This window comes from Synechococcus sp. W55.1 (genome assembly GCF_047461655.1).
In the GTDB taxonomy this organism is placed as follows: Bacteria; Cyanobacteriota; Cyanobacteriia; order Thermostichales; family Thermostichaceae; genus Thermostichus.
In genome coordinates, this window is sequence record NZ_JANSHN010000021.1 from 29,852 (window position 1) to 49,940 (window position 20,089).

The window sequence follows — 20,089 nt, forward strand, 5'->3', positions numbered from 1 at the left end:
CACACCCACGCTACAGCTTGGCCTTTTGGACTTTCCCGCAACCTCTATCATGGGAGAAAGCCTTGGGGATGCTCATGCCGGATTCCACCTTTGTCATCACCACCCCCATCTACTACGTCAACGCCGCTCCCCACATCGGCAGCGCCTACACCACCCTGGTGGCGGATGCCATTGCCCGTTACCATCGCCTGCGGGGCAAGGATGTGCTGATGGTGACGGGAACCGACGAGCACGGCCAGAAGATCCAGCGTACCGCCGAAGAACGGGGCGTTCCGCCGCAGCAGCACTGTGATGAGTTTTCTGCCGAGTTTGCGAAACTGTGGCACCTACTCCACATCCGCCACGACCGCTTCATCCGCACCACGGATCCCCGCCACAAGGCCATTGTGCGGGAGTTTTTTCAGCGGGTCTGGGATCAGGGAGATATTTTCATTGGCCGGCAGCAGGGTTGGTACTGTGTGGCCTGCGAAGAGTTCAAAGACGAGGCCGAGCTGCTGGAGGGAGGATTTTGCCCCCTGCACCCCACCAAGAAGGTGGAGTGGAAAGACGAGGAAAACTACTTCTTTCGCCTCTCCCGCTACCAAGAAAAGCTGGAGGCCCTGTATGCGGAGCACCCGGAGTTTATCCAACCAGAAAGCCGCCGCAATGAGGTGATCAACTTTGTCAAGCAGGGCCTGCGGGATTTTTCCATTTCTCGCCCCAGCGTCTCCTGGGGGATCCCTTTTCCGGCGGATCCCGGCCAAACCCTCTACGTCTGGTTTGACGCCCTGATCAACTACATCAGTGCCGCTCTGGATCCTGACGACGAGCCCACCTTGGCAAATGCCCTACGCCGCTACTGGCCTGCGGATGTCCACCTGGTGGGCAAGGATATTGTCCGCTTCCACGCCATTTACTGGCCGGCCATGCTCATGTCCGCAGGTCTGCCCCTGCCCAAGCAGGTGTTTGGCCACGGCTTTCTCACCAAGGATGGCCTCAAGATGAGCAAAAGCCTGGGGAACACAGTGGATCCCTTTGAGCTGGTGCGCCAGTACGGCGCCGATGCCGTGCGCTACTACTTTCTGACGGAAATCGAGCTGGGCAAGGATGGCGATTTCAGCGAGGGCCGCTTCGTTGACGTGCTCAACGCCGATCTGGCCAACGACCTGGGCAACTTGCTCAACCGCACCCTCAACATGCTCAGGAAATATCAATCCGACTACCGCGTTCCCGCCGTCGGGATCCCTGCAGATCACCCCCTCAAAACCCTGGCCGAGCGCCTTGCCCCGGCAGTGGCCGACGCCTACGAGCGGCTGGATCCCAGCTCTGCTGCCCGCAAAGCCCTCAGCTTAGCCCAGGCCAGCAACAAATACCTTGATGAGCAGGCTCCTTGGACGCTGCACAAGCAAGGGCAGGGGGAACGGGTGGCCCAGATCCTCTATGCCGTTCTGGAAAGCGTGCGCTGGGTGGCAGTGCTGCTCTCGCCCCTCATTCCCGCTCTCAGCCTCAAGATCCTGCAGCAACTGGGGTTCTCCCTCACCGACATCACGCAACTGCGCTGGGATCCGGATGCTACCTGGGGTCAGCTTCCCCCTGGGCAAGAACCCCAGCCCCCCACGCCCGTCTTTCAGAGAATCCTGAGGAGCGCCTAAGAATTGGCAGGATCCGGTCGGGAAGATTGGGCATCGGGCTGGGATCCCTCTGGCGTGGATCTGTCGGCAAAAGGGCGAACATCCCCCAGGGGAATGGTTGAGGAAGCGACGGGGAAAGCACGGTTGGACGGGTCGGATGGGCGCAGCCGCGGGTTATGAATCGCGCCAGCAGGGGGGGGCACTTCGCCGGACAGCGTCTGCCAAGCTGCCCGTACCCCTGCCCAAAGGCTGCGGATATTGACCTGGGCGCCACGGGCTTGGGTGCGTGCTCCTTCGATGGAGCGGTTGACCTGCTTCACCACCTGCCCGGCCCCTTTCACCCCTTCGTCGAGGCTGTCAGCAATCTCGCTCACTTCCAGGCTGGTCAGGCGCAGGGCTTCCAGTGTGGGCGGCAATTCCCGCAGCAGGGTATCGAAAAAGCGTTCTACACTTTGAGCGGCTCGACCCAGTTGGATGACGGCGGGCAGCAGGGTCAGGATCACCGCCAAAATGCCCACTGCCACCAGACCTACCGAGAGGCCCAGCCAAAATACCGGATCGGTCATCGCGCTTCTTCCTGTCGATCTTGGGCTTCTAAGTTCGCTTCTTCCCTGGCCAGGACGCTGCGGTTTTGGGCTTGGCTCAGTTCTTGTCGCTTTTGCAGCATCGCCTCTTTGCCCACCGCCACCGCCTGTTGCAGCCTCAGCAGGGCCTCGTCCAGACTTTTTTGGGCGGAGTCGAGCAGCTTTTCCGATTGGTACTGCAGGCTGCTGGTCACATCTTCTGCTACCTCTGGCAGGGCCTCTGCCGATTTCTTCAGCAGTCGCCGCGTTTCCCGTCCGCTGCGGGGAGCCAAGAGCAGGCCAATGGCGGTGCCCACAGCAGTTCCCAGCAACAGCCCACCAATAAACGCGCCAGTCCGGTTTTCAGCCATGCTTTGCCAGAGTTGAGTTGGATACGGGTGGCCCCGAAACCAGACTACCTTAAGATCTCGCGGGATCGGCGGGCTTGCCGCGCGCCGGGTCAACTGTTCCTAGAGAATCCGCAGGGGATCCACATCCAGGCTGACGCGGATCCCTTGGGGGGGATGGCCAATTGCGGCCTGGATCTGCGCAGCCAGCTTCGGGCGATCCCAACCTTGGTCGGGAAGCTGCTTCAACAGGATCTGCCAGCGGTAGCGTCCGGCAACCCGCTCCACCTGAGCTGGCCCCGGCCCCAACACCTCTGCTGGGATCCCCTGTAGGCGTTCGGCCACCCGATGGCAGTAGCGCTCCAGGGCTTCCAGGCGGGTGCTGCTCAAGCGGATCAAAATCAAGGCTCGATGGGGAGGATAGCCCCCCTCTTGCCGTTGTTGCAGTTCTGCCCGCAAGAAGCCCTCGTAATCTTGGGCCAGCACCGCCCTCAAAATTGGGTGCTCCGGCAGATAGGTCTGGACAATGGCCTGTCCCGGCAGGGATCCCCGGCCCGAGCGCCCCGCCACTTGGGTGAGCAGTTGAAAGCTGCGCTCGCCGGCGCGATAGTCGGCTTGGTGCAACAGCCCATCGGCGGCCATCACGCCCACCAAGGTCACCTGGGGAATGTCCAACCCTTTGGTGAGCATTTGCGTGCCCACCAGCACCTGGGCCTTGCCGCTGCGAAACTGCTCCAGCAAATCGCGATGGGATCCCTTGCGGCGGGTGGCGTCGCTGTCGTAGCGCAAAATTGAGAGCTGCGGCCAATGCTGGTGCAACACTTCCACCACTTTTTGGGTGCCGGTGCCGAAGTGCTTCAGGTAGGGGGATCCACAGGCGGGGCAGCGCTGCGGATGGGGTTGGCGGGCGCCGCAGTAGTGGCAGCGCAGTTCTTGTCCGCCAAGATGGGCCAGGTGAAAGGTGAGAGAAACATCACAATGCTCGCAGGTGAGGACAAACCCGCAGCTCCGGCACAAGACAAAGGTGCTGTGGCCGCGGCGGGGGACGAAGAGAATAGCCTGTTCCCCTCTGTCCAGCGTCCGCTGCAGGGCCTGGTGCAGACGGCGGCTGAGGATGCTGCGGTTGCCGGCTTGGAGCTCCTGGCGCATGTCCACCAGCTCCAGTTGGGGCAGGGTGGCCGGGATCCCAGCTTGGGGGATGCGCTGTGGCAGGGCCAGCCGGATCCACCGCTGCGGATCCTGCAGATGGGCAGCATAGGTCTCCACTGCCGGGGTCGCACTGCCCAAGACCAAGGGACAACCGGCCAGCTCGGCCCGCCACTCGGCCACCTGCCGGGCGTGGTAGCAGGGCTGGGGCTGATCCTGCTTGAAGCTGTCGTCGTGCTCTTCGTCCAAAACGATCAGGCCCAGCTTGGACAAGGGGGCAAACACCGCCGACCGAGTGCCGATCACCACTTGGGGAGTGGAGGACAGCATCTGGCGCCAGGTGTCGTAGCGCTCGCCCTCGGAGAGGCCGCTGTGGTAGGCCCACACCTGGGATCCCAGCCGCGCCCGAAACCGATCCATCAGTTGCGGGGTAAGGCCGATCTCGGGCACCAGCACCAGCGCCGACTGCCCTTGCTGCAGCACCTGGGCGATTACCTGCAGGTACACCTCTGTTTTCCCAGAACCGGTGACCCCGTGCAGCAAAAACCGCTGGAACCGGCCCAAAGCTTGCCGGATCGCCTCTACCGCCTGAGCCTGGGCGGCCGTCAAGGGCCTGGGCGGATCCCGCCACCCCGGCAGGCTGGCATCTCCCAGCCGCAGCAGTGGGCGCTCGTAGAGATGGGCACGGCCTTTGCGGGCCAACCCCTGCAGAACCGCTCGGCTCACTCCTGCCAGGCGCTCCCACTCGGCGAGCAGCAGCTCTCCCCCCTTCTGCTTGAGGATCTGCAGCGCCTTCTGCTGAGGGAGGCTCAGCCCCTCTGGGGAGTCGTCGGCCAGACTGGCGGCCAGCTGGGTTTTCACCCTGCCCCCCTGTTGCTCCTGCCAAAAGCTCTCCACCCAACCCCGTCGCTGCAGTTCCCGCAGGGCGAGGGCGGCAGTGGGCACCTGCTGTTGCACATAGCGCCAAGACAGCTCTCCCCCTTTGGCCTGAAGCAGCTGCAGCAGGGTTTGGGCAGCCGGCGAACATTCCTCCCCTTCGGCAGGGAGCCTGAGCAAGCGGACACGCCGCTGAGAACGGCTGAGCAAGCCGGGGGGCAATACCGTGCGCACCACCTGGGCCAGAGGGGTGAGGTAATAGTCGGCCACCCGCTGCAGCAGGGGCCAGAATTCTTTGGGCAGGATCCCTTTGGCCACCACCGCCTCGATCTCCCGCACCGACTGCGGATCCACCCCTGCCGGCAGCTCGGAGCGCCAACCCAAGGCCACTGCCCCCGCCATTTGCTGACCAAAGGGTACGCTGAGCAGGTCGCCCGCTTCTGGCGCGGATCCCTCTGGCACCCGATAGGTAAAGCAACCCCCCAAATGGGGATGATCCACCCACACTTCCAGCCAGCGGGGAGGCACAGGCTGCAACACGGGATCCCTCACGGACGGGGCAGAAACCTCGGCAGATCGACCGCCCGCTTGCTTGCCCGAGACGGTAGAGGTTGGGCCAGGGGCTGAATTGTAGGCTTGGCAGCAGGGGTTGGAGACAGAGCCTGGCCAAGGGACTCTGTTCGCGTGAGGGCGCTGGAGGTATCGGCCCGAGGTGGGACATCCAAGCCTTTGCGTTCCAAAGCCGCCTTCAAGCTCAGCACATGCATCTGCTGCTGCTCGTATTTTTCTCGGAGAGAGCGGTTTTCTTCCCACAGGGCAGCACGCTCCCCTTGCAGGGCTTTGATCTGCTCTGCTTGCTTCTCCAGTTGCGTGGACAAGGTTGCAATTTCTTCTTGCAGATGGAAAATGGTTGCCTGCGCAGAGCGCAACTGTGGCTGCCAGTCGGGTTGGGCGGCCAACTGCTCCAAGGCAGCCTGCAACTGCCGCTCCATGGCGGAGAGATGCTGCTGGGCTTGGGCGTACTGTTCCTGGAGATGGCGGTGCTCTTGCTGCCAACGGGCAACTTCTGCTTGGGCTTGGGAGAGGGCCACTTGCAGCGCTTCGGCCTGGGCCTGCCACTGCTGTTGAAGCTGTTGCTGCGCCAGGGATCCCTGACGCAGGTGCTCCTGTTGAGCTTGCAAAGCCGCCAATTGAGCTTGGGCTTCGGCCAGGGCTGCTTCCAACTCCTGCCGCTGTTCCCGCCAGCGCTGCTCGGCCTCGGCTTCTGTCTCGGCATAGCCTGCCAAACGGGCCTCGAGGTGTTCCCGTTGCTCCTGCCAGGCTGCCTGTTGGTCGCTGTACAAAGCTCGCAGGCTGCTCAGCTCCGCTTGAGTTTCGGCAATTTGGGTGCGGGCCAGAGAAAGCTCTGCCTTAAAACGCTGCAACATCTCCACCCGTTTTTCTGCCACATCTTGGGCTTCCAGAAGAGAAGCTTGCAGCTCCTGCTGGCGCTGTTCCCATTGACGGCGCTCCTGAGCGTGGGCCAAGCGTAGCTGCTCAATCTGCTCCTGCAGGGCCTCGATATCTTGCCGCTGCCGTTCATTTAGGCGTTGCCGAGCCGCCAGTTGAGCTTCCTGCTCCGAGATCTGCACTTTCTGATCCGCCAAAGCCTGCTGCAACTGTTGCAAGAGGTGCTCCCGCTCCTGCAGCGCCTTTTCTTGTTCGGCCACCTTCTGGCGCAAAGCGCGACATTCCGCTTCCAGGCCAGCATCGGCAGGAGGTTGGGCCTTCCGTTGCAAAAGCTCTGTTTGCTGCTGCTGGCAGGACTGCAATTCCGCCTGAGCCAGTTGACTGCGCAGAGCTTGAACCTCGGCTTCGGCTTTGAGCAGACGGTTCTCCAATTCCTGGCGCTGCCTCAGGGCCAAATGGTGCTCCGTGTTGGGATCCGGTTCCGTTCGCGCAAGTGGGACAGAGTCCTTGGCTGACCAGCCCGCTTGGGCCTCTGGAAGGATGGGATCCGAGTCACCTGAAGAGGGAGCACGCATAGATTGAAGGAGAGATGAAGAAGCGGGAGCAAATGATAAAGTTCCCTGCAGTATAGAGAGATTTTTGGGCGGGTTCAAGCCAGAAGGGTGATCTTGTAAAATCTCCTGCTGCTCCGCACGGCGCGGAGTGCTATCGGCCTGTTTTGGCCGCGCTCTTGCTTCTGAGGTTCCCAAATCCCCGGACTGGGCAGAAGGGCTTGGCTTACTTTTTTTCGGCCGCGAGGCCCGATCCCGACCGGAAGAGGTCTCCCCTTGCTTGGGCGTGCTCTGAGAGTCTGCCACCTTGCCCCCTTTCATCGCCCACAACACCCACCCCCGCCATCACGGACAGATGGCCCCACCATTCTAAACTGAGTCTAAATCTAAATCGACTCGGTCTCAATCCAAGCGTCTCTGCTGAGTGTAGAGGAGTCCCGCCCGTGCTCGGAGCTCCTGGCAGACGCAGGTCGGCCTCATCGTTGCAGGGGCAAATGCGAGGACTCGCTTCCACTGGCCCGAACAGGGCAGCCAGCGAGCCTGCGGAAAACCGTCTTATCTTTGTCCTTCATTTTGCGATACTGCTAGGGGTGATGTTGAGAATGACAGCACGATGGCGATGCAAAATGGAGCCAGGGATCCGCTTCAACTTCCTCAACGGCAGACAAACTCGGCGGGATCCCAGTTGTGCCTTGCCTGTTCTGCTCCCTGTGGCCTACTGTTGAGCCTGCTCTGGGTTGTCCCTGCTCTTGCTCAGCCGGAATCTCCCAGCTCTGCTGCCTTTGCTCTGCCCAACAGCCGCGAAATCCTCACCCCCCCACCCCCCCCCACCCTATCGATTCCCTCCAACCCTGCTGACCCTACCCCTGCGGCTGACCTGGCTTTGCAGGGGGCTTCCAAGGCTGAAGAATTGGTGGTGCCCCAATCCCCCTTGCAGGTGCGCATTGAGCGCAGGGAGGGCCTGTCTTTGGAAGAAGCTCTGGAGATCGCCGTTGCCCAGAACCCGGCTGTGCAGCAGGCCAGACTGGCCGTCGAGCGGGCCGAGGCCGGGGTAGCCCTGGCTCAAGCTGCCTTTGCTCCCACCCTCTCCAGCCGTGCCAACTACCAGTACAGTGAGGCTCCCTCTCCGGGTGGTGGGCCAAGGCGCGAATCCCACACCCTCTCGGCCAGTGTGGTGCGGGTGGAGTATACCGCTTTTGACAGTGGCCTCAGGGAGCAAAACCTGAAGCTGGCCCAGGAAGCTCTGCGCATCGCCCAACTGCAACTGGAGCAAACGCTGCAGACGGTCAAACAAGCTGTGGCCAACGCCTACTACGATCTGCAAAGCGCGGACGCCAGGGTCGCCATCAGCCAAGCTGCCGTTGAAAGCTCTGAAGCTACTCTGCGGGATGCTCAAGCTCGAGAACGGGCCGGGCTGGGTACCCGCTTTGAGATTCTCCAGGCAGAGACGGAATTGGCCAACAATCGACAAACCTTGCTGGTGGCCCAGAACACCCAGCAACTGAATCGCCGCCGCCTGGCCGAACTGCTGAATTTTCCCAGCCCCACCGACGTGTTGGCCAGCGACCGCATCGAGCCGATGGGAGAGTGGGATCTCAGCCTGGAAGAGACCATCATTGCTGCCTTTGCCCAACGACAGGAATTGGAGCGCCGACGCCGAGAATTGGAGCAGGCCCAAAGCCGTGTGCGCCTAGCACAGGCCCGCAATGGCCCCCAAATTGGCTTATTCGCCAGCCTCGATGCCGTTAACGATTTCAACGCCAGCCGCGATAGCTTTGATGTTGGCTATTCGGTCGGAGCCAATTTCAGCTTGACTTGGTTCGATGGGGGAGAAGCGGCTGCCCAAGCCCGCCAAGCTCAGATCGACGGGCAGGTGGCCGTGAGCAATTTCGTCGGCACCCGCAACGAAATCCAGCGGGGGGTGGAAGAAGCCTTTCTGACCCTCAGCTCCAGCCGTGAACAGATCGACTCGGCCAAAGTGGCAATTGCCTCGGCAGAAGAGAGCCTGCGCTTGGCCCGGCTGCGTTTGCAAGCAGGGGTGGGCACCCAAACCGAGGTGATCAATGCTGAAGCTGCTCTCACCACTGCCCGTGGCAACCTTTCCAATGCTGTAATCGCCTACAATCGCGCCTTGGTGCAACTGAAACGGGCCATTGGCAGCCTTTGACCTGAGCCTTTCTCCCTCACTCCCAGCCCTTCTTCCAAAAGGAGAGGGGTGCTATGGATACCGCGACGAAACAGTTCTATTCCAAGCTGGAAGTATAGTTGCTTCAGGTTAGGCTGAGACAGCCAGGCTATTGAGAGAAACCTTCTGGCCCTCTGCATTATTGCTCCGCAACGCTGACGCGACCGACATTTTAGTTGTGGGTGCAGTGTCCTGGTTTGAATCGAAATGACTATGACCCCAGCGCTGCGCATTGCCAACGCGAGCAAGAAAGAGGGGGAACTCTGTGAAGACTATGAAAAAGCAAACCGTGAAAAATCCCCTGCCTTCGGGTGTGGGGAGAACGTCAAACCGCCCCCCCCCTGCAATTTGTAATGGCCACAAAAGGGGATCCCTAGAGCTTGCGGGAATAGAACTCGACCACCAAAAGCTCGTTGACCGGGGCGCAAATTTGCTCGCGGGGGGGCAATTCCTTGATGCGTCCGCGCAGCTTTTCTTTGTCAAACTCCAGGTAGTCTGGCAAGAACAATCCCGGATACTCCGCGTAGGCGGCCACCAGCTTGCGGGAAGATTCCTTGTTTTTTACCGTAATCACATCCCCCACTTTGCAGCCATAGCTGGGAATGGTTACCTTTTGGCCGTTAACCTCTATGTGGCCGTGGCTCACGAGCTGCCGAGCTGCCGGAATGGTTGGAGCCATGCCAAGACGAAATACGATGCAATCCAACCGCATTTCCAGCATTTGCAGCAAGGCCAAACCGGTGGATCCCTTGGAGCGCCGTGCCTTGCGCATGTAGCGGATCATCTGCCGCTCGCTCAGCCCGTAGTTGAAGCGCACCTTCTGCTTTTCTTCCAGGCGAATGGCATATTCGGATTTTTTCTTGCGCTCGGCCCCGTGCATACCGGGTGGATTGGTATTTTTGGGGCGCTTGCGCGTCAAACCGGGCAGATCAAGTCCCCCGAAGCGACGAATGATTTTTAGGCGGGGACCTGTGTAGCGGGACATGCGGGCATTTCTCCAAAATCAGCAAACAAACTCTGCAAGAGATGGTCAGCTAGGGAGCAAGAGTACAAACCACCAAAAGAATCGGCGATCTACTATATTAAGCGTTTGATCCCTACTTTGGGCAAGGGGGCAAGGCTGTCTTTTGGGATCCCGTCTCCACCGTTCTAACTGTCTTGTCAGTCGTAGTGAACCCCCATTTGGGTGCGGATGAAGGCGCGATCTTCGCTGAGCAGGCCGTTGAGGGTGCGCCGTTCCCCCAAGATGGGATCCGGATCCAGGCCGATGGCTTCCAAGTCGGCCAGCACCATCAGCTCCACCAATTGCGGGAAGCTTACTTTGGGTTCCCACCCCAGGACTCGCTTGGCTTTTGAAGCATCCCCCAACAGCAGATCCACCTCGGTTGGGCGGTAGTAGCGGGGGTCGATCTCGATCAACACTTGGTCTTTGTACAGCCCCTGTTCGGCTTGGCCGGAGCCTTTCCAGGTAATCGGCAGGCCCACCAGCGCGAAGGCCCGTTCCACAAACTCACGCACGGTGTGGGTTTCCCCAGTAGCCAGCACATAGTCATCCGGCTGGGGTTGTTGGAGCATCATCCACATCCCCTCGACGTAGTCTTTGGCGTAGCCCCAGTCCCGCTTGGCATCCAGGTTGCCCAGGTACAGCTTGCTTTGCTTGCCGGCAACGATGCGGCTGACGGCGCGGGTGATCTTGCGGGTTACAAAGGTTTCCCCTCGCCGTGGGCTTTCGTGGTTAAACAAGATACCGTTGCAGGCGAAGAGGTTGTAGGCTTCGCGGTAGTTGACCGTCTGCCAGTAGCCGTACACCTTGGCACAGGCATAGGGGCTGCGCGGGTAGAAGGGGGTGGTCTCCTTTTGCGGGATCTCCTGCACCAGGCCGAACATCTCCGAGGAGCCTGCCTGGTAAAACTTCACCCGGATCCCGGTGCGCTGCTGATAGTCGCGGATGGCCTCTAGGAGACGCAGGGTACCCATGGCCACTGCATCAACAGTGTATTCCGGCGCATCAAAGCTCACCCGCACGTGGGATTGGGCCCCCAGGTTGTACACTTCCGTCGGCTGCACCTGTTCCAGGATCCTGCGCAGGGTGGTGCCATCCGTGAGATCCCCGTAGTGAAGGAATAGCCTAGCCTGGGGGTCATGGGCATCCACGTAGATGTGGTCGATGCGGTCGGTGTTGAAGGTGCTGGCGCGGCGGATGATGCCGTGAACTTCGTAGTTTTTCTGCAACAACAGCTCGGCCAGGTAAGAGCCATCCTGTCCGGTGATGCCGGTAATTAGGGCACGTTGGGTCATAGAGTTGGGGGCAAAGATCGGGAAAAATGAAGAACCAAGTGGCTCAAGGCTCAAGTCCAATGGCAAACCTCAAAGCGGAGACCTTGAAGCGAGAACATTATAGTGCAGCAGGACTGATACATTTACGCTGAACTTTCCTGTTCGCTTGCGTGGCGTAGCCACACATTGCTGCCCAGAGAAGCAGCGATAGCATCCTGCTCAGTACTGAACAGAATGGCGGTATCCCGCAAAGCCCTGAGGAATACCCCCAGAGCGCCTTGCCAATCCCGTGGTAGCTTGTGGTTGCATTCGGGACAGACAAACACCTTCGCACCCCCTAACTGGGTGTGGATATGCCCACACCTCGTACAGGTCTTGCTGGTGTACGCCTCTGACACATCCACCACCACGTTCTTCTTCCTGGCTTGGAACTTCAGGAACTGCTTGAACCGATAGTGCGCCCAGGTCAGCATCGCCCTAGCCGTCTTGCTACCAAACTTTCTTCCCGCCTTGGCAACCATCTGGGCCGACTCGAAGGTGGGCAGAAATATCAAGCGGTAGTGATCGGTCAGGAACGCTGCTACCTTGCGATGGCACTCGTCCACTAGGTTGTGTTGATCTTTTATTTGAGCCAAAAGAGAGCACTGACGAGATAGAGAAAACTCAAGAAGTTTCTTGCCAACTTGTCAAAACGAGAAAATAGATGCCGGTACTGCTTCAACTTATGAAAAAAAGCATTCGGTTAAATGCCTTTCTTTATATAAATGCTTGTCATAATACCGCTGCGTCTTTCTATTCCTTTTAGGCGGAATAACCGCTTGAGCTTCCCCTATCTTCTCAATCAACTTATCGGCATCATATCCTTTATCCCCAATTACTTTGGTATCCTCTCTCTGCCAGCCCTCTATCAATTCTTCCCCTTGAGTAATATCGTTCCTTTCTCCGCCAGTTATCCTCAATTCCAGCGGATTTCCCAACCCATCTACACTCACATGAATCTTAGTGCTGTATCCCCCCGGCTTCTCCCCAAAGTTTGCTCCCCTTTTTTCCGGCAGCACAGGAGTGCGCTCGAACCATGGTTGAATCAATAATGAGATGCTCTAAATCAGGGTCGTCAATAAAATACTTGAACATCCGTTCCCACACCCCAAAACGACTCCACCGATGGAATCTTTGATAAATGGTGTACCATTTGCCATATCCTTCTGGGAGGTAGCGCCAAGGAGCACCAGAACGTGCCATCCAAAGAACTGCTTCAATAAACTGTTTACAGTTTGCTTCTTTCCCAATGTTAACTCTCTCTTCTGTCCGTAAAAAGCCAATATCTTCTGCCATTTGTTTTCATCTAAAAAACCAACTTCATCCTCTTTCCTCCATAAATTATTCTCTCTATCTCAACATAAGATCAACACGACCTAGGACATTGAACCCACAACCAGAACCTTGAATACAGAAGGCCAGAAGGTTTTTCTCAGTAGCCCGTCTGTCTCAGCCTAAACTGAAACAACTATATCGCCACATGAGGCTTCGGCAAATGCGCTAGTGGAGCGGAGTCCTTTCGCCTACAGGTCTAGAGGCTTGTTTTGGCCGGAGCTGGGCTGCTCGCCATCCATTCTTCTCCTGAGTGGAAGGCGATTGGAGAACACCTCATGCTAGGCATTGCTAACGCGAACTGGCATTCCACTCATGGTGAAAGACGCCCGGCCTGTCGATGCGCTCAAAGGTGTGGGCCCCGAAGAAGTCCCGCTGGGCTTGGGTGAGGTTCTGGGGCAGGTTGGCGGTACGGTAGCTGTCGTAGTAGGCCAAGGAAGCGCTGATGGCCGGGAAAGTGCTCCGCACCACTGACGCGAACGGGATCCCCAAGGCCGCCGCTGTGGCCACCACCCGCCGCCAGGATCCCTGCCGTTCCTGGAGGGCCTGCTTAAACTCCTCATCTGCCCAGTCTACGCGGGTGTAGTGTCTCTAGTATCGACGAAATCTTCAAGTAGAGCCAGTATAAGCTGCCTCGGTGAGGGAGGATTCCTGGTAAAGGCGGGTGGCAGGAGGAAATCCACAGGCGCTGCCATCTTTGTGGATCACTTTCTCTTCCCAGGGCAGGCGATAGGCCCCATTCACCAAATCCTGCATGTAGGTGTAGGGGCAATCTTGGGCTCCGCCTTTGACGGCCACATAGCCACGGTGTCCGAATTGATAAATGTTGTTTTCCACACCCCAATGGATGCGAGCTTCCCGCACCAAATCTGGGCGCACTTCGCCAGTAATGATTTCATCAGGGCGATGGGATCCCATGACCAGGGGGGTGCCATCAAAGTTGCAGATCATGCCCTCCCCCATAGAATCAAACGTGCCATCCGACCCACACATACACACCGAGGCCGTCACCATCAAATTGCAAAAGGCATTGGCCTGATTGGTAATTTGCCAACTGTGGCGAATGGGGGCAGTATATCCGGCAGTGCGCAACATAATCTCGGCCCCTTTGTAGGCACACTCGCGGGCCATTTCTGGAAACATGCCATCATGACAAATGATCAGGGCAATCTTTGAGCCATTCGGGCCATCACAGACAGGGATCCCTAAATTTCCCGGCTCCCAAGGTTCGACGGGAACCCAAGGATGCAGCTTGCGATAGTACAGTTGTAGGTTCCCTCGATTGTCGAGAATAATGCCGCTGTTATAGGGATTACCCTGCGGGTTGTATTCCATGATTGAGAAGCAGCCCCAAATATCGTTCTCTCGGCAGGCGGCACTGAAGGCAGCTACCTCTGGTCCATCCAGTCGGCACATGATCTCCGGATTAGTGTCCATCGACAGGCCGTGCAGAGAGTACTCCGGAAAGACCACCAAATCCATGCTGGGCATGCTGCGGCGAGCCTTCCCCACCATACTGACTATCTTTTGGGTTTGCGCCGCCAGATCATCGGGAGTAACCACATTGGGTAGCTGCAGTTGCACCAGTCCCAATACAACACCGTTGGGAGTTTTATTCAGGCCACCGAGTCCACTCATGATCAAATCCTTTGCTGATGAAGATGGAATGGGTTAGAGAGTTAGTCGAATGGATTTAAGAACTTGTAAAAGCCGATGTATCGATTTGCTATCTAGCAATCCCAGCTTAGGTAGATAATGGTAGGTAATGGGTGAACCTTGCTGTAACAAGATAAATTGGTAGTCTTCTCCATTTGTAGCTAATCCCCAAACAAATTCTTGATTTTTTATTCCTTTGTAAGCATAGGTCAATAATTGGGCGATGGCCAGGCTTGTAGCTACTGTTCCTCCCTTGGTTTCTATCACGAGGATCCAAAAGCTCTCTCTTGCTCCTCTTCTAATGGCGAGTAAGTCTACACGACCTTTGATGGCAACTTGGCCTTCTTCCTCCTCAACGATAATATCGGCAATATTTTCTTCTAGATTAATTTTGATGTCGCTCGATAGAAAGCCTGCCAGTTTGAGAAGTGGAGAAACAAACAGAAATTTGACTTGCCCTTCATTCAGAGTGTCATCGGCCAGATAGCTAAAATACAATTCCTGGAGTTGGGTCAGCTCCTCAATCTCCCGTTCAGTCAAAGGGGGTAAGTCCAGTTTTTCCTCGAACTCTAAAGAATCTCCCCGACACAGCCCTAAGAGCTCGTGAACCTCTCTCAGAGTCAGGGTATTGGCAGGTCGGGTTTGTACAGCGGTCATAACCAGGGATCCCTAAATCGGGTTCACTTCGACTATAGCCAGTCGGCTACTTCCCGGTGCCCAAGGCCCCAGGCATGCCTGCCAGGGTTCGCCGCGGAGAACTGGTCAGGATCATGATCCCCAAGGTCAGCACGTAGGGAGCGGCATTCCACAGGTAGTAGTTGGACTGCACACCCACCGACTGCAAGGCTGGCCCAATCGCCTGAGCTCCGCCGAACAAAAAAGCAGCCAATAAACACTGCAACGGGTTCCACTTGGCAAAGATCACCAGGGCCACGGCCATCAAGCCTTGTCCGCTGGAAATGCGTTCTGTCCAACTGCCGGGGTAGTATAGGGACAGGTAAGCTCCTCCCACGGCTGCCAAGAAGCTGCCTGCCATGATGCACAGAGCCCTTACCTTGGGCACCGAGATCCCCATGGCCCGTGCTGCATCGGGGTTGTCGCCCACAGCCCGCACGAATAGGCCCCAACGAGTGGAGCGAAAGAACCAGTGCATGACAAAGGCCAGGAGGATCCCCAGCAGCAGAAGTGGGCTCAGTTTTAGGGCAGCTTGAATGGCAGGACTGCTGCTCCAATTTCCCAACTCAAAGGCAGGTAGCCGGGGGGCTGCGGGCTGAATGAAGGGTTTGCCCAGGTAAAAGGCCATTCCACTGCCAAAGATGATCATAGCAATGCCCACCGCAACATCGTTAACCCGAGGTTGTTGGGCCAAAAAGGCGTGGATCCCTCCCAAGGCTAAACCGGCAAACCCGGCCACCAATACCCCTAACCAAGGCGCGACCACACTGCCTGCCGTGTTTTGGGTGAGGAAGGAGATGGCGTAGGCGCTCATTGCCCCCATCAACAGGGATCCCTCTAGGCCGAGGTTGATTTTGCCGCTTTTTTCCGTCAGACACTCCCCCAAGCTGACGAACAAAAAAGGCGCACTTCCCCGCAAGGTTCCGGCGATCACCGCCAAGGGGATCCCCCACCATCCTAGGGCTTCTGTTTCCATCTGAGTTTTTCTCCTGACCACTGAATTGGTTACTTGACCAAATCATTGCTACTTCGGGGGCCAGTTATCTAGGCTGGTTCTGAGGGTTCTCGATCCCGAAAAAAGTCGAAGCGCCCGTAGAGGGATTCGCTGTAGAGAATCAGCAAAAAGACAATGCCCTGAAACACCAACACAGTAGCATCCGGCAAATTGTGGGAGCGCTGCAAAATGCTGCCGCTGGCCAGGATCCCTCCCAGGAGGATAGCCATCGCCACTGCTGCGGCTGGGTTTTGTCGAGCGACAAAGGCCACCAGAACGCCGCTGTAGCCATAGCCCACAGTCAAGGACTCATTGGCCCGCCCGTGTACGGCAGCCACCTCTACCATGCCCGCCAAGCCGGCACAGGAGCCGGCCAGAAAGGTGATTAACAGTGTGAGTTTACCGACAGCAATCCCCACCATTCGGGCCACCTTTGGGTTACCCCCTATTATGCGCACCGAAAAACCCAACGTGGTGCGTTGAATCAACACATAGGCAACCAGGCAGGCAACGATGCCATAGACCAAGCCGAAGTGGATGCGGGTGCCCCATAGCCGACCCAACATGTTGGCCTCGTCAACGGCAAAGCTGGAGGGCTTGCTCAAGAAACTGGGATCCCGCAGCGGCCCCCCCACCCAATGGTTCATCAGGGCAATGGCAATGTAGTTCATCAACAGGCTGCTGATGGTTTCATTCACACCCCGGTAGTGGCGCAGTGCCCCCACCACCATGATCCACAGGCCACCGGCCACCATGCCCGCCAAGGCCATCAGGAAAACGACCACGGGTGGAGCCAGGGATCCCGCCCACAGCCCCATCGCCACAGCTGCCACCCCCCCCATCACCAGAGCTCCTTCATTGCCGATGATCACCAGCCCCATGCGGGCCGGCAGGATGGTACACAGGGAGGTGAGCATCAGGGGAGCCGCCCGTTGCAGAGTATTTTGCCAAGAGAACCAACTGCCGAAGGCAGCTCTGTAGATGGAGCCATAGACGGCGAAGGGATTTGCGCCGGCCATGGCACAAAACAAGCCGAAGATCAACAGCGAGGCCAACAAAGCCCCAAAGGGCAGTAGGATCGGCTCAAGGCTGGAGCGCCACCGCAGCGGAACCGAGCGGGAAACAGCAGAAGAGGTGGTAGCCATCAGCTAGAGATACTCCCGATCACGCCTTCCACCAGGTAGTCCATGGATTCCAGCTCGATTGCCCGCTGGCCGTATTCCACTCCGGCAGGGATCACCTCTTTGCCGGTATTGTCTTTGAGAGGGCCTTTGTAAATGACCAACGAGCCAGCTTGCAACTGGGCAAGGGCCGCTTCTCCAGCTTTTTTGGCCTCATCGCTGGCTGCCGATCCCCAGGGGGAAGTTTTAATGAATTTCTCTTTGATACCCCCCCGAATGAGGTGGGGGATCCCACCGTTCATCAGGGTTTTGCCCGCCTGGATGGCTTCGGCAAACTGGGTATAGACGCTTGTCCAGTCGTATTCAGCGCCCGTCAAATAGCCCTTGGGAGCCAGCGCCGCTTGGCTGGTGTTGTGACCACAGCTCATCAGACCTCGCCGCTCTGCTGTTTCGATAACGATTTTGGGACTGTCCACATGGCAGGTGAGCACATCGATGCCTTGGTCGGCCATGCTGTTGGCAGCTTCTGCCTCTTTGACAGGTAGAGCCCAATCTCCCGTAAAGATCACCTGAGTGGTGATGTTGGGGTTGACACTCTTGGCTCCTAAGGTAAAGCTGTTGATGTTGCGCAACACAATGGGAATGGGTTTGGCGGCGATAAACCCAAGGCGGTTGCTTTTGGTCATGGAACCGGCCAGCACCCCGTTGATGTAGTGGCCTTCATCCAAGTAGCCGAAGTAGCTACCGACGTTTTTCGGATGCACTCCCTCAATGTAAAGTCCACCGGCGTGAAAGAATTGTACCTCTGAATATTCCTTGGCTACCCGCAAGATATGGGGATCGTAGTAGCCAAAAGAAGTGGGAAAGAGTACCGTTGCCCCATCTTGCTCGATCATGGCCCGCATGGTTTCTTCCACGGCCACCGTTTCCGGCACATTTTCTTCTTCAACGGTTTTCACCCAAGTTAGGCTGGACAAGCCAACTTTTCCCTCTGCATGGGCCTGGTTCCAGCCAAAGTCATCTTTGGGGCCAACGTAAATAAAGCCGATGGTGATCTCTTTCTTGTTCTGGGCCTGGGCACGCCACAACTGTGAGGTCAAGGTGATGGCAGCGGCGGCAGCACCAGAGCGAAGGAGCTGCCTACGAGTGTACAGATGACGAAACAATGGCCGGCTCATGTTGAGAATCCTATTCGTGAATAAGCTTTCTGGAAAGACGAGACCCAGCAGACTCGGTGAGGTTCTGAACCTCTGCTGAACCCCTGGCAGCAACTACTGGATTTAATAGCCTCTATCGAGAAGTTTTGGTAGTCTAAATTACAGTTTTCTCGATTCAAAGTTTTGATGCTTCACTTTATGCTGGCAAAAGTCCTTCCCGCTCACCCAAAGTTCGGTTAGCCCGTTTTTGGCACTGATAACATTCTCAAGTCTGATGAGTTTTGCGAGTGGGTTTTATGGGTTTTCAATGGCAAGAGGGTGTTGTTCTGGCCGGCCCGGATCTGGTTCCCCATCGCTGCTCCTGCTTCGGGGTAGAACAAGACACCGTTACCTGCATGGAACTGGGGGATCCCATTGTTGGGTTGGAACAGAGATCCTGGGTGATTTTGCCGGCTTTCACCAACAGCCACACCCACATGGGGGATAGCTGTCTGCCGGATGGGGCGACAGGCCTGACTTTGGAAGAGGGGTTCTTCCGACCTGACGGCTACAAATATCGAGAGTTAGCCAAACAGTCGCCGCAACAGCACCTGGAACACATCGCCGCTCACCTGCGCTACATGGCGGCAACGGGCACCATCCGACACATCGATTTTCGCGAGCAGGGGGTCTACGGCTGCCAACTGTTGCGGGAAGCTGCAGCCCAAACCGGGATCCACTCAGTGATCTTGGGCCAGTTTGAGAGCCTCCCTTTCAGTGAGGAGCAATTGCGGCAAAATCGGGATCCCTTAAACCCCCAAGCCTATCAAGAATTGCAAGAGATTCTGGCAGTAGCAGATGGATTTTCCGAGAGCACCCTGAACGATTTGACGGAACCCGCCTGGCGGCAGATCCACGACCTGACCGAGAAAATAGGCAAGCTGCGGGCCATCCACTGTCTGGAAAATGAGGGGTATCGAGAGGTCAGTCTGGCCATCGCCGGACGGGGAGATTTGGAGCGTGCTCTTGATTTTTACCGTCCCCATTGGGTGATTCACGCAACGGTGGCCAACGCAGCGGAAATTCAATTGCTCTCCCGGCATCGGGTGAATGTCGTTTTGAACCCACGGGCCAATGCCAACTTGGGACTGCCTCTCCCGCCGATTGCCCGCCTGCTGGAGAGTGAGGCCAATCTCTTGCTAGGCACCGACAACGGACTTTTGAATAGCCCGAACCTTTTGGCAGAGCTGGATTTCACCTACAAAGTGGCCAAAAGCCAGTTTGGAGATGCGGTGCGCCCTGATCCAGTCGAGATTTTGAAGATGGTGACCAGCAACATCCGACATTTACGGCCTCTACTGGGATCCGATGTGTACGGCTATTTGGATGTGGGGCTGCCCGCCGATTTGGTGGTGCTGGACTTCACCCGTCCTCATTTGCGGGCCAGTCGTCATCTAATTGCGTCGATTCTCACTCGGGTTACCCCGGCAGATGTGGTGCTGACGATGCGGCAGGGCCAGGTACTGTGGCGGGATCCCCAGCGGGTCAACTGATGTCGAAGCTGCGACTGGGAAAAGCTGGTGAAATGCGATTATTCCTGTCTATTTCTGGAAGCGATGTAGGCTCGCCACCCCCCCCAAGCGGTGATGTCCAATTGCCCCTCACACAGGTAGGGTTCGGCTAGGATCCCCAGCACTTCCTCCCCTTCTGCCAAAAGAATGCGGCCCACTGACAAGCCTGGCGGCTCTTGCAAAAGGAGTTGACCCAACCCATGGGCAGGGATTTCCCAAATCTCCAGAGCAATTGCAGAACCGCCCTGGCAAACCCGTACCATGCCTGGATAAAGACCGTCGATGGACCAAAGCCGATAACAAGCGGCTGTTTGGGCTTCCCGCACAAAGCGACCCCCAATTTGCAGTAGGTTCTCATTGAGGGGTAGCCCCCGCATCAGGGTGCCATTCACGGCCAATTTAATGTCCATATCAAATCAAACAGATTCTCCCGCCTCCGGATCCCCGGCCAGAGAGGGATCCCAAGACCTCCTCATGCTACCCGTTGCTAACGCGAACTGGCATTCCACTCATGGTGAAAGACGCCCGGCCTGTCGATGCGCTCAAAGGTGTGGGCCCCGA

Annotated in this window: 16 protein-coding genes and 3 pseudogenes; 3 read left to right on the forward strand and 16 right to left on the reverse strand. The window is 57.6% G+C overall.

Going from position 1 to position 20,089, the window contains the following annotated elements; translation table 11 throughout:
- Positions 1 to 74 precede the first annotated feature (74 nt).
- Positions 75 to 1,631: a methionine--tRNA ligase gene (metG, locus tag NW816_RS10745; RefSeq protein WP_414409162.1), complete on the forward strand. Its 1,557-nt coding sequence runs from the start codon at positions 75 to 77 to the stop codon at positions 1,629 to 1,631.
- On the opposite strand, the gene NW816_RS10750 is transcribed toward metG, so the two are convergent.
- From NW816_RS10750 to NW816_RS10765, 4 genes are all read right to left on the reverse strand, one after another.
- The gene (locus NW816_RS10750) at positions 1,628 to 2,176 is read right to left on the reverse strand and encodes a hypothetical protein (protein ID WP_414409150.1); all 549 of its coding nucleotides are present in this window, start codon (positions 2,174 to 2,176) and stop codon (positions 1,628 to 1,630) included. The genes metG and NW816_RS10750 overlap by 4 nt on opposite strands.
- Entirely contained in the window at positions 2,173 to 2,544 is a 372-nt protein-coding gene (locus NW816_RS10755; RefSeq protein WP_414409151.1) for a YtxH domain-containing protein, read from the reverse strand. The genes NW816_RS10750 and NW816_RS10755 overlap by 4 nt, the downstream gene beginning before the upstream one ends.
- Before the next feature lie 99 nt (positions 2,545 to 2,643).
- A complete protein-coding gene (gene priA, locus NW816_RS10760) occupies positions 2,644 to 5,082 on the reverse strand; it encodes a primosomal protein N' (protein ID WP_414409152.1) in 2,439 nt (812 codons plus the stop codon).
- 8 nt (positions 5,083 to 5,090) lie between these two features.
- Positions 5,091 to 6,566, reverse strand: coding sequence for a hypothetical protein (locus NW816_RS10765; RefSeq protein ID WP_414409153.1), 1,476 nt, complete (start codon positions 6,564 to 6,566; stop codon positions 5,091 to 5,093).
- A gap of 589 nt (positions 6,567 to 7,155) precedes the next feature.
- Here NW816_RS10765 and NW816_RS10770 point away from each other — a divergent pair.
- Positions 7,156 to 8,709 carry a TolC family protein gene (locus NW816_RS10770; RefSeq protein WP_414409154.1) on the forward strand — a complete coding sequence of 518 codons (1,554 nt, stop codon included), beginning with the start codon at positions 7,156 to 7,158 and terminating at the stop codon, positions 8,707 to 8,709.
- A 391-nt stretch (positions 8,710 to 9,100) separates the two neighbouring features.
- Here the strand turns inward: NW816_RS10770 and rpsD are convergent, their stop codons facing one another.
- From rpsD to NW816_RS10820, 10 genes and pseudogenes are all read right to left on the reverse strand, one after another.
- A complete protein-coding gene (gene rpsD, locus NW816_RS10775) occupies positions 9,101 to 9,712 on the reverse strand; it encodes a 30S ribosomal protein S4 (protein WP_011432724.1) in 612 nt (203 codons plus the stop codon).
- Between the two features lie 176 nt (positions 9,713 to 9,888).
- On the reverse strand, positions 9,889 to 11,025 hold the full coding sequence (gene gmd, locus NW816_RS10780; protein WP_414357356.1) for a GDP-mannose 4,6-dehydratase: 1,137 nt from the start codon (positions 11,023 to 11,025) through the stop codon (positions 9,889 to 9,891).
- A 122-nt stretch (positions 11,026 to 11,147) separates the two neighbouring features.
- A pseudogene (locus tag NW816_RS10785) lies at positions 11,148 to 11,615 on the reverse strand (zinc ribbon domain-containing protein); the annotation flags it as partial.
- Between the two features lie 11 nt (positions 11,616 to 11,626).
- Positions 11,627 to 12,329, reverse strand: a pseudogene (locus NW816_RS10790) (IS5 family transposase).
- Positions 12,330 to 12,666: 337 nt separating this feature from the next.
- Positions 12,667 to 12,933: pseudogene (locus NW816_RS10795) on the reverse strand (NADP-dependent phosphogluconate dehydrogenase); the annotation flags it as partial.
- Between the two features lie 51 nt (positions 12,934 to 12,984).
- On the reverse strand, positions 12,985 to 14,013 hold the full coding sequence (locus tag NW816_RS10800) for a formamidase (protein WP_414357565.1): 1,029 nt from the start codon (positions 14,011 to 14,013) through the stop codon (positions 12,985 to 12,987).
- A gap of 33 nt (positions 14,014 to 14,046) precedes the next feature.
- On the reverse strand, positions 14,047 to 14,688 hold the full coding sequence (locus tag NW816_RS10805) for a restriction endonuclease subunit R (RefSeq protein WP_414357564.1): 642 nt from the start codon (positions 14,686 to 14,688) through the stop codon (positions 14,047 to 14,049).
- Positions 14,689 to 14,734: 46 nt separating this feature from the next.
- Positions 14,735 to 15,682, reverse strand: coding sequence for an ABC transporter permease (locus NW816_RS10810; RefSeq protein ID WP_099812292.1), 948 nt, complete (start codon positions 15,680 to 15,682; stop codon positions 14,735 to 14,737).
- Between the two features lie 68 nt (positions 15,683 to 15,750).
- A complete protein-coding gene (locus NW816_RS10815; RefSeq protein ID WP_414406450.1) occupies positions 15,751 to 16,845 on the reverse strand; it encodes an ABC transporter permease in 1,095 nt (364 codons plus the stop codon).
- Complete coding sequence (locus tag NW816_RS10820; RefSeq protein WP_414357561.1) at positions 16,845 to 17,999, reverse strand: BMP family ABC transporter substrate-binding protein; 1,155 nt, start codon at positions 17,997 to 17,999, stop codon at positions 16,845 to 16,847. Before NW816_RS10820 ends, NW816_RS10815 begins: the two co-directional genes overlap by 1 nt.
- 275 nt (positions 18,000 to 18,274) lie before the next feature.
- On the opposite strand from NW816_RS10820, the gene NW816_RS10825 reads away from it, so the two are divergent.
- Positions 18,275 to 19,510, forward strand: coding sequence for an amidohydrolase family protein (locus NW816_RS10825; protein ID WP_414409155.1), 1,236 nt, complete (start codon positions 18,275 to 18,277; stop codon positions 19,508 to 19,510).
- A gap of 38 nt (positions 19,511 to 19,548) precedes the next feature.
- On the opposite strand, the gene NW816_RS10830 is transcribed toward NW816_RS10825, so the two are convergent.
- Positions 19,549 to 19,938, reverse strand: a complete 390-nt coding sequence (locus NW816_RS10830; RefSeq protein ID WP_099812288.1) for a gamma-glutamylcyclotransferase — start codon at positions 19,936 to 19,938, stop codon at positions 19,549 to 19,551.
- 77 nt (positions 19,939 to 20,015) lie between these two features.
- A partial coding sequence (locus NW816_RS10835; protein ID WP_414409163.1) for a hypothetical protein occupies positions 20,016 to 20,089 on the reverse strand: 74 nt, incomplete at its 5' end.

Excerpts from the sequence above, each read along its gene's own strand:
- metG (WP_414409162.1), top strand. The coding sequence starts at position 75 with ATGCCGGATTCCACCTTTGTCATCACCACCCCCATCTACTACGTCAAC.
- NW816_RS10750 (WP_414409150.1), bottom strand. The coding sequence starts at position 2,176 with ATGACCGATCCGGTATTTTGGCTGGGCCTCTCGGTAGGTCTGGTGGCA.
- NW816_RS10755 (WP_414409151.1), bottom strand. The coding sequence starts at position 2,544 with ATGGCTGAAAACCGGACTGGCGCGTTTATTGGTGGGCTGTTGCTGGGA.
- NW816_RS10765 (WP_414409153.1), bottom strand. The coding sequence starts at position 6,566 with ATGCGTGCTCCCTCTTCAGGTGACTCGGATCCCATCCTTCCAGAGGCC.
- NW816_RS10770 (WP_414409154.1), top strand. The coding sequence starts at position 7,156 with ATGGCGATGCAAAATGGAGCCAGGGATCCGCTTCAACTTCCTCAACGG.
- rpsD (WP_011432724.1), bottom strand. The coding sequence starts at position 9,712 with ATGTCCCGCTACACAGGTCCCCGCCTAAAAATCATTCGTCGCTTCGGG.
- gmd (WP_414357356.1), bottom strand. The coding sequence starts at position 11,025 with ATGACCCAACGTGCCCTAATTACCGGCATCACCGGACAGGATGGCTCT.
- NW816_RS10800 (WP_414357565.1), bottom strand. The coding sequence starts at position 14,013 with ATGAGTGGACTCGGTGGCCTGAATAAAACTCCCAACGGTGTTGTATTG.
- NW816_RS10805 (WP_414357564.1), bottom strand. The coding sequence starts at position 14,688 with ATGACCGCTGTACAAACCCGACCTGCCAATACCCTGACTCTGAGAGAG.
- NW816_RS10810 (WP_099812292.1), bottom strand. The coding sequence starts at position 15,682 with ATGGAAACAGAAGCCCTAGGATGGTGGGGGATCCCCTTGGCGGTGATC.
- NW816_RS10815 (WP_414406450.1), bottom strand. The coding sequence starts at position 16,845 with ATGGCTACCACCTCTTCTGCTGTTTCCCGCTCGGTTCCGCTGCGGTGG.
- NW816_RS10820 (WP_414357561.1), bottom strand. The coding sequence starts at position 17,999 with ATGAGCCGGCCATTGTTTCGTCATCTGTACACTCGTAGGCAGCTCCTT.
- NW816_RS10825 (WP_414409155.1), top strand. The coding sequence starts at position 18,275 with ATGGGTTTTCAATGGCAAGAGGGTGTTGTTCTGGCCGGCCCGGATCTG.
- NW816_RS10830 (WP_099812288.1), bottom strand. The coding sequence starts at position 19,938 with ATGGACATTAAATTGGCCGTGAATGGCACCCTGATGCGGGGGCTACCC.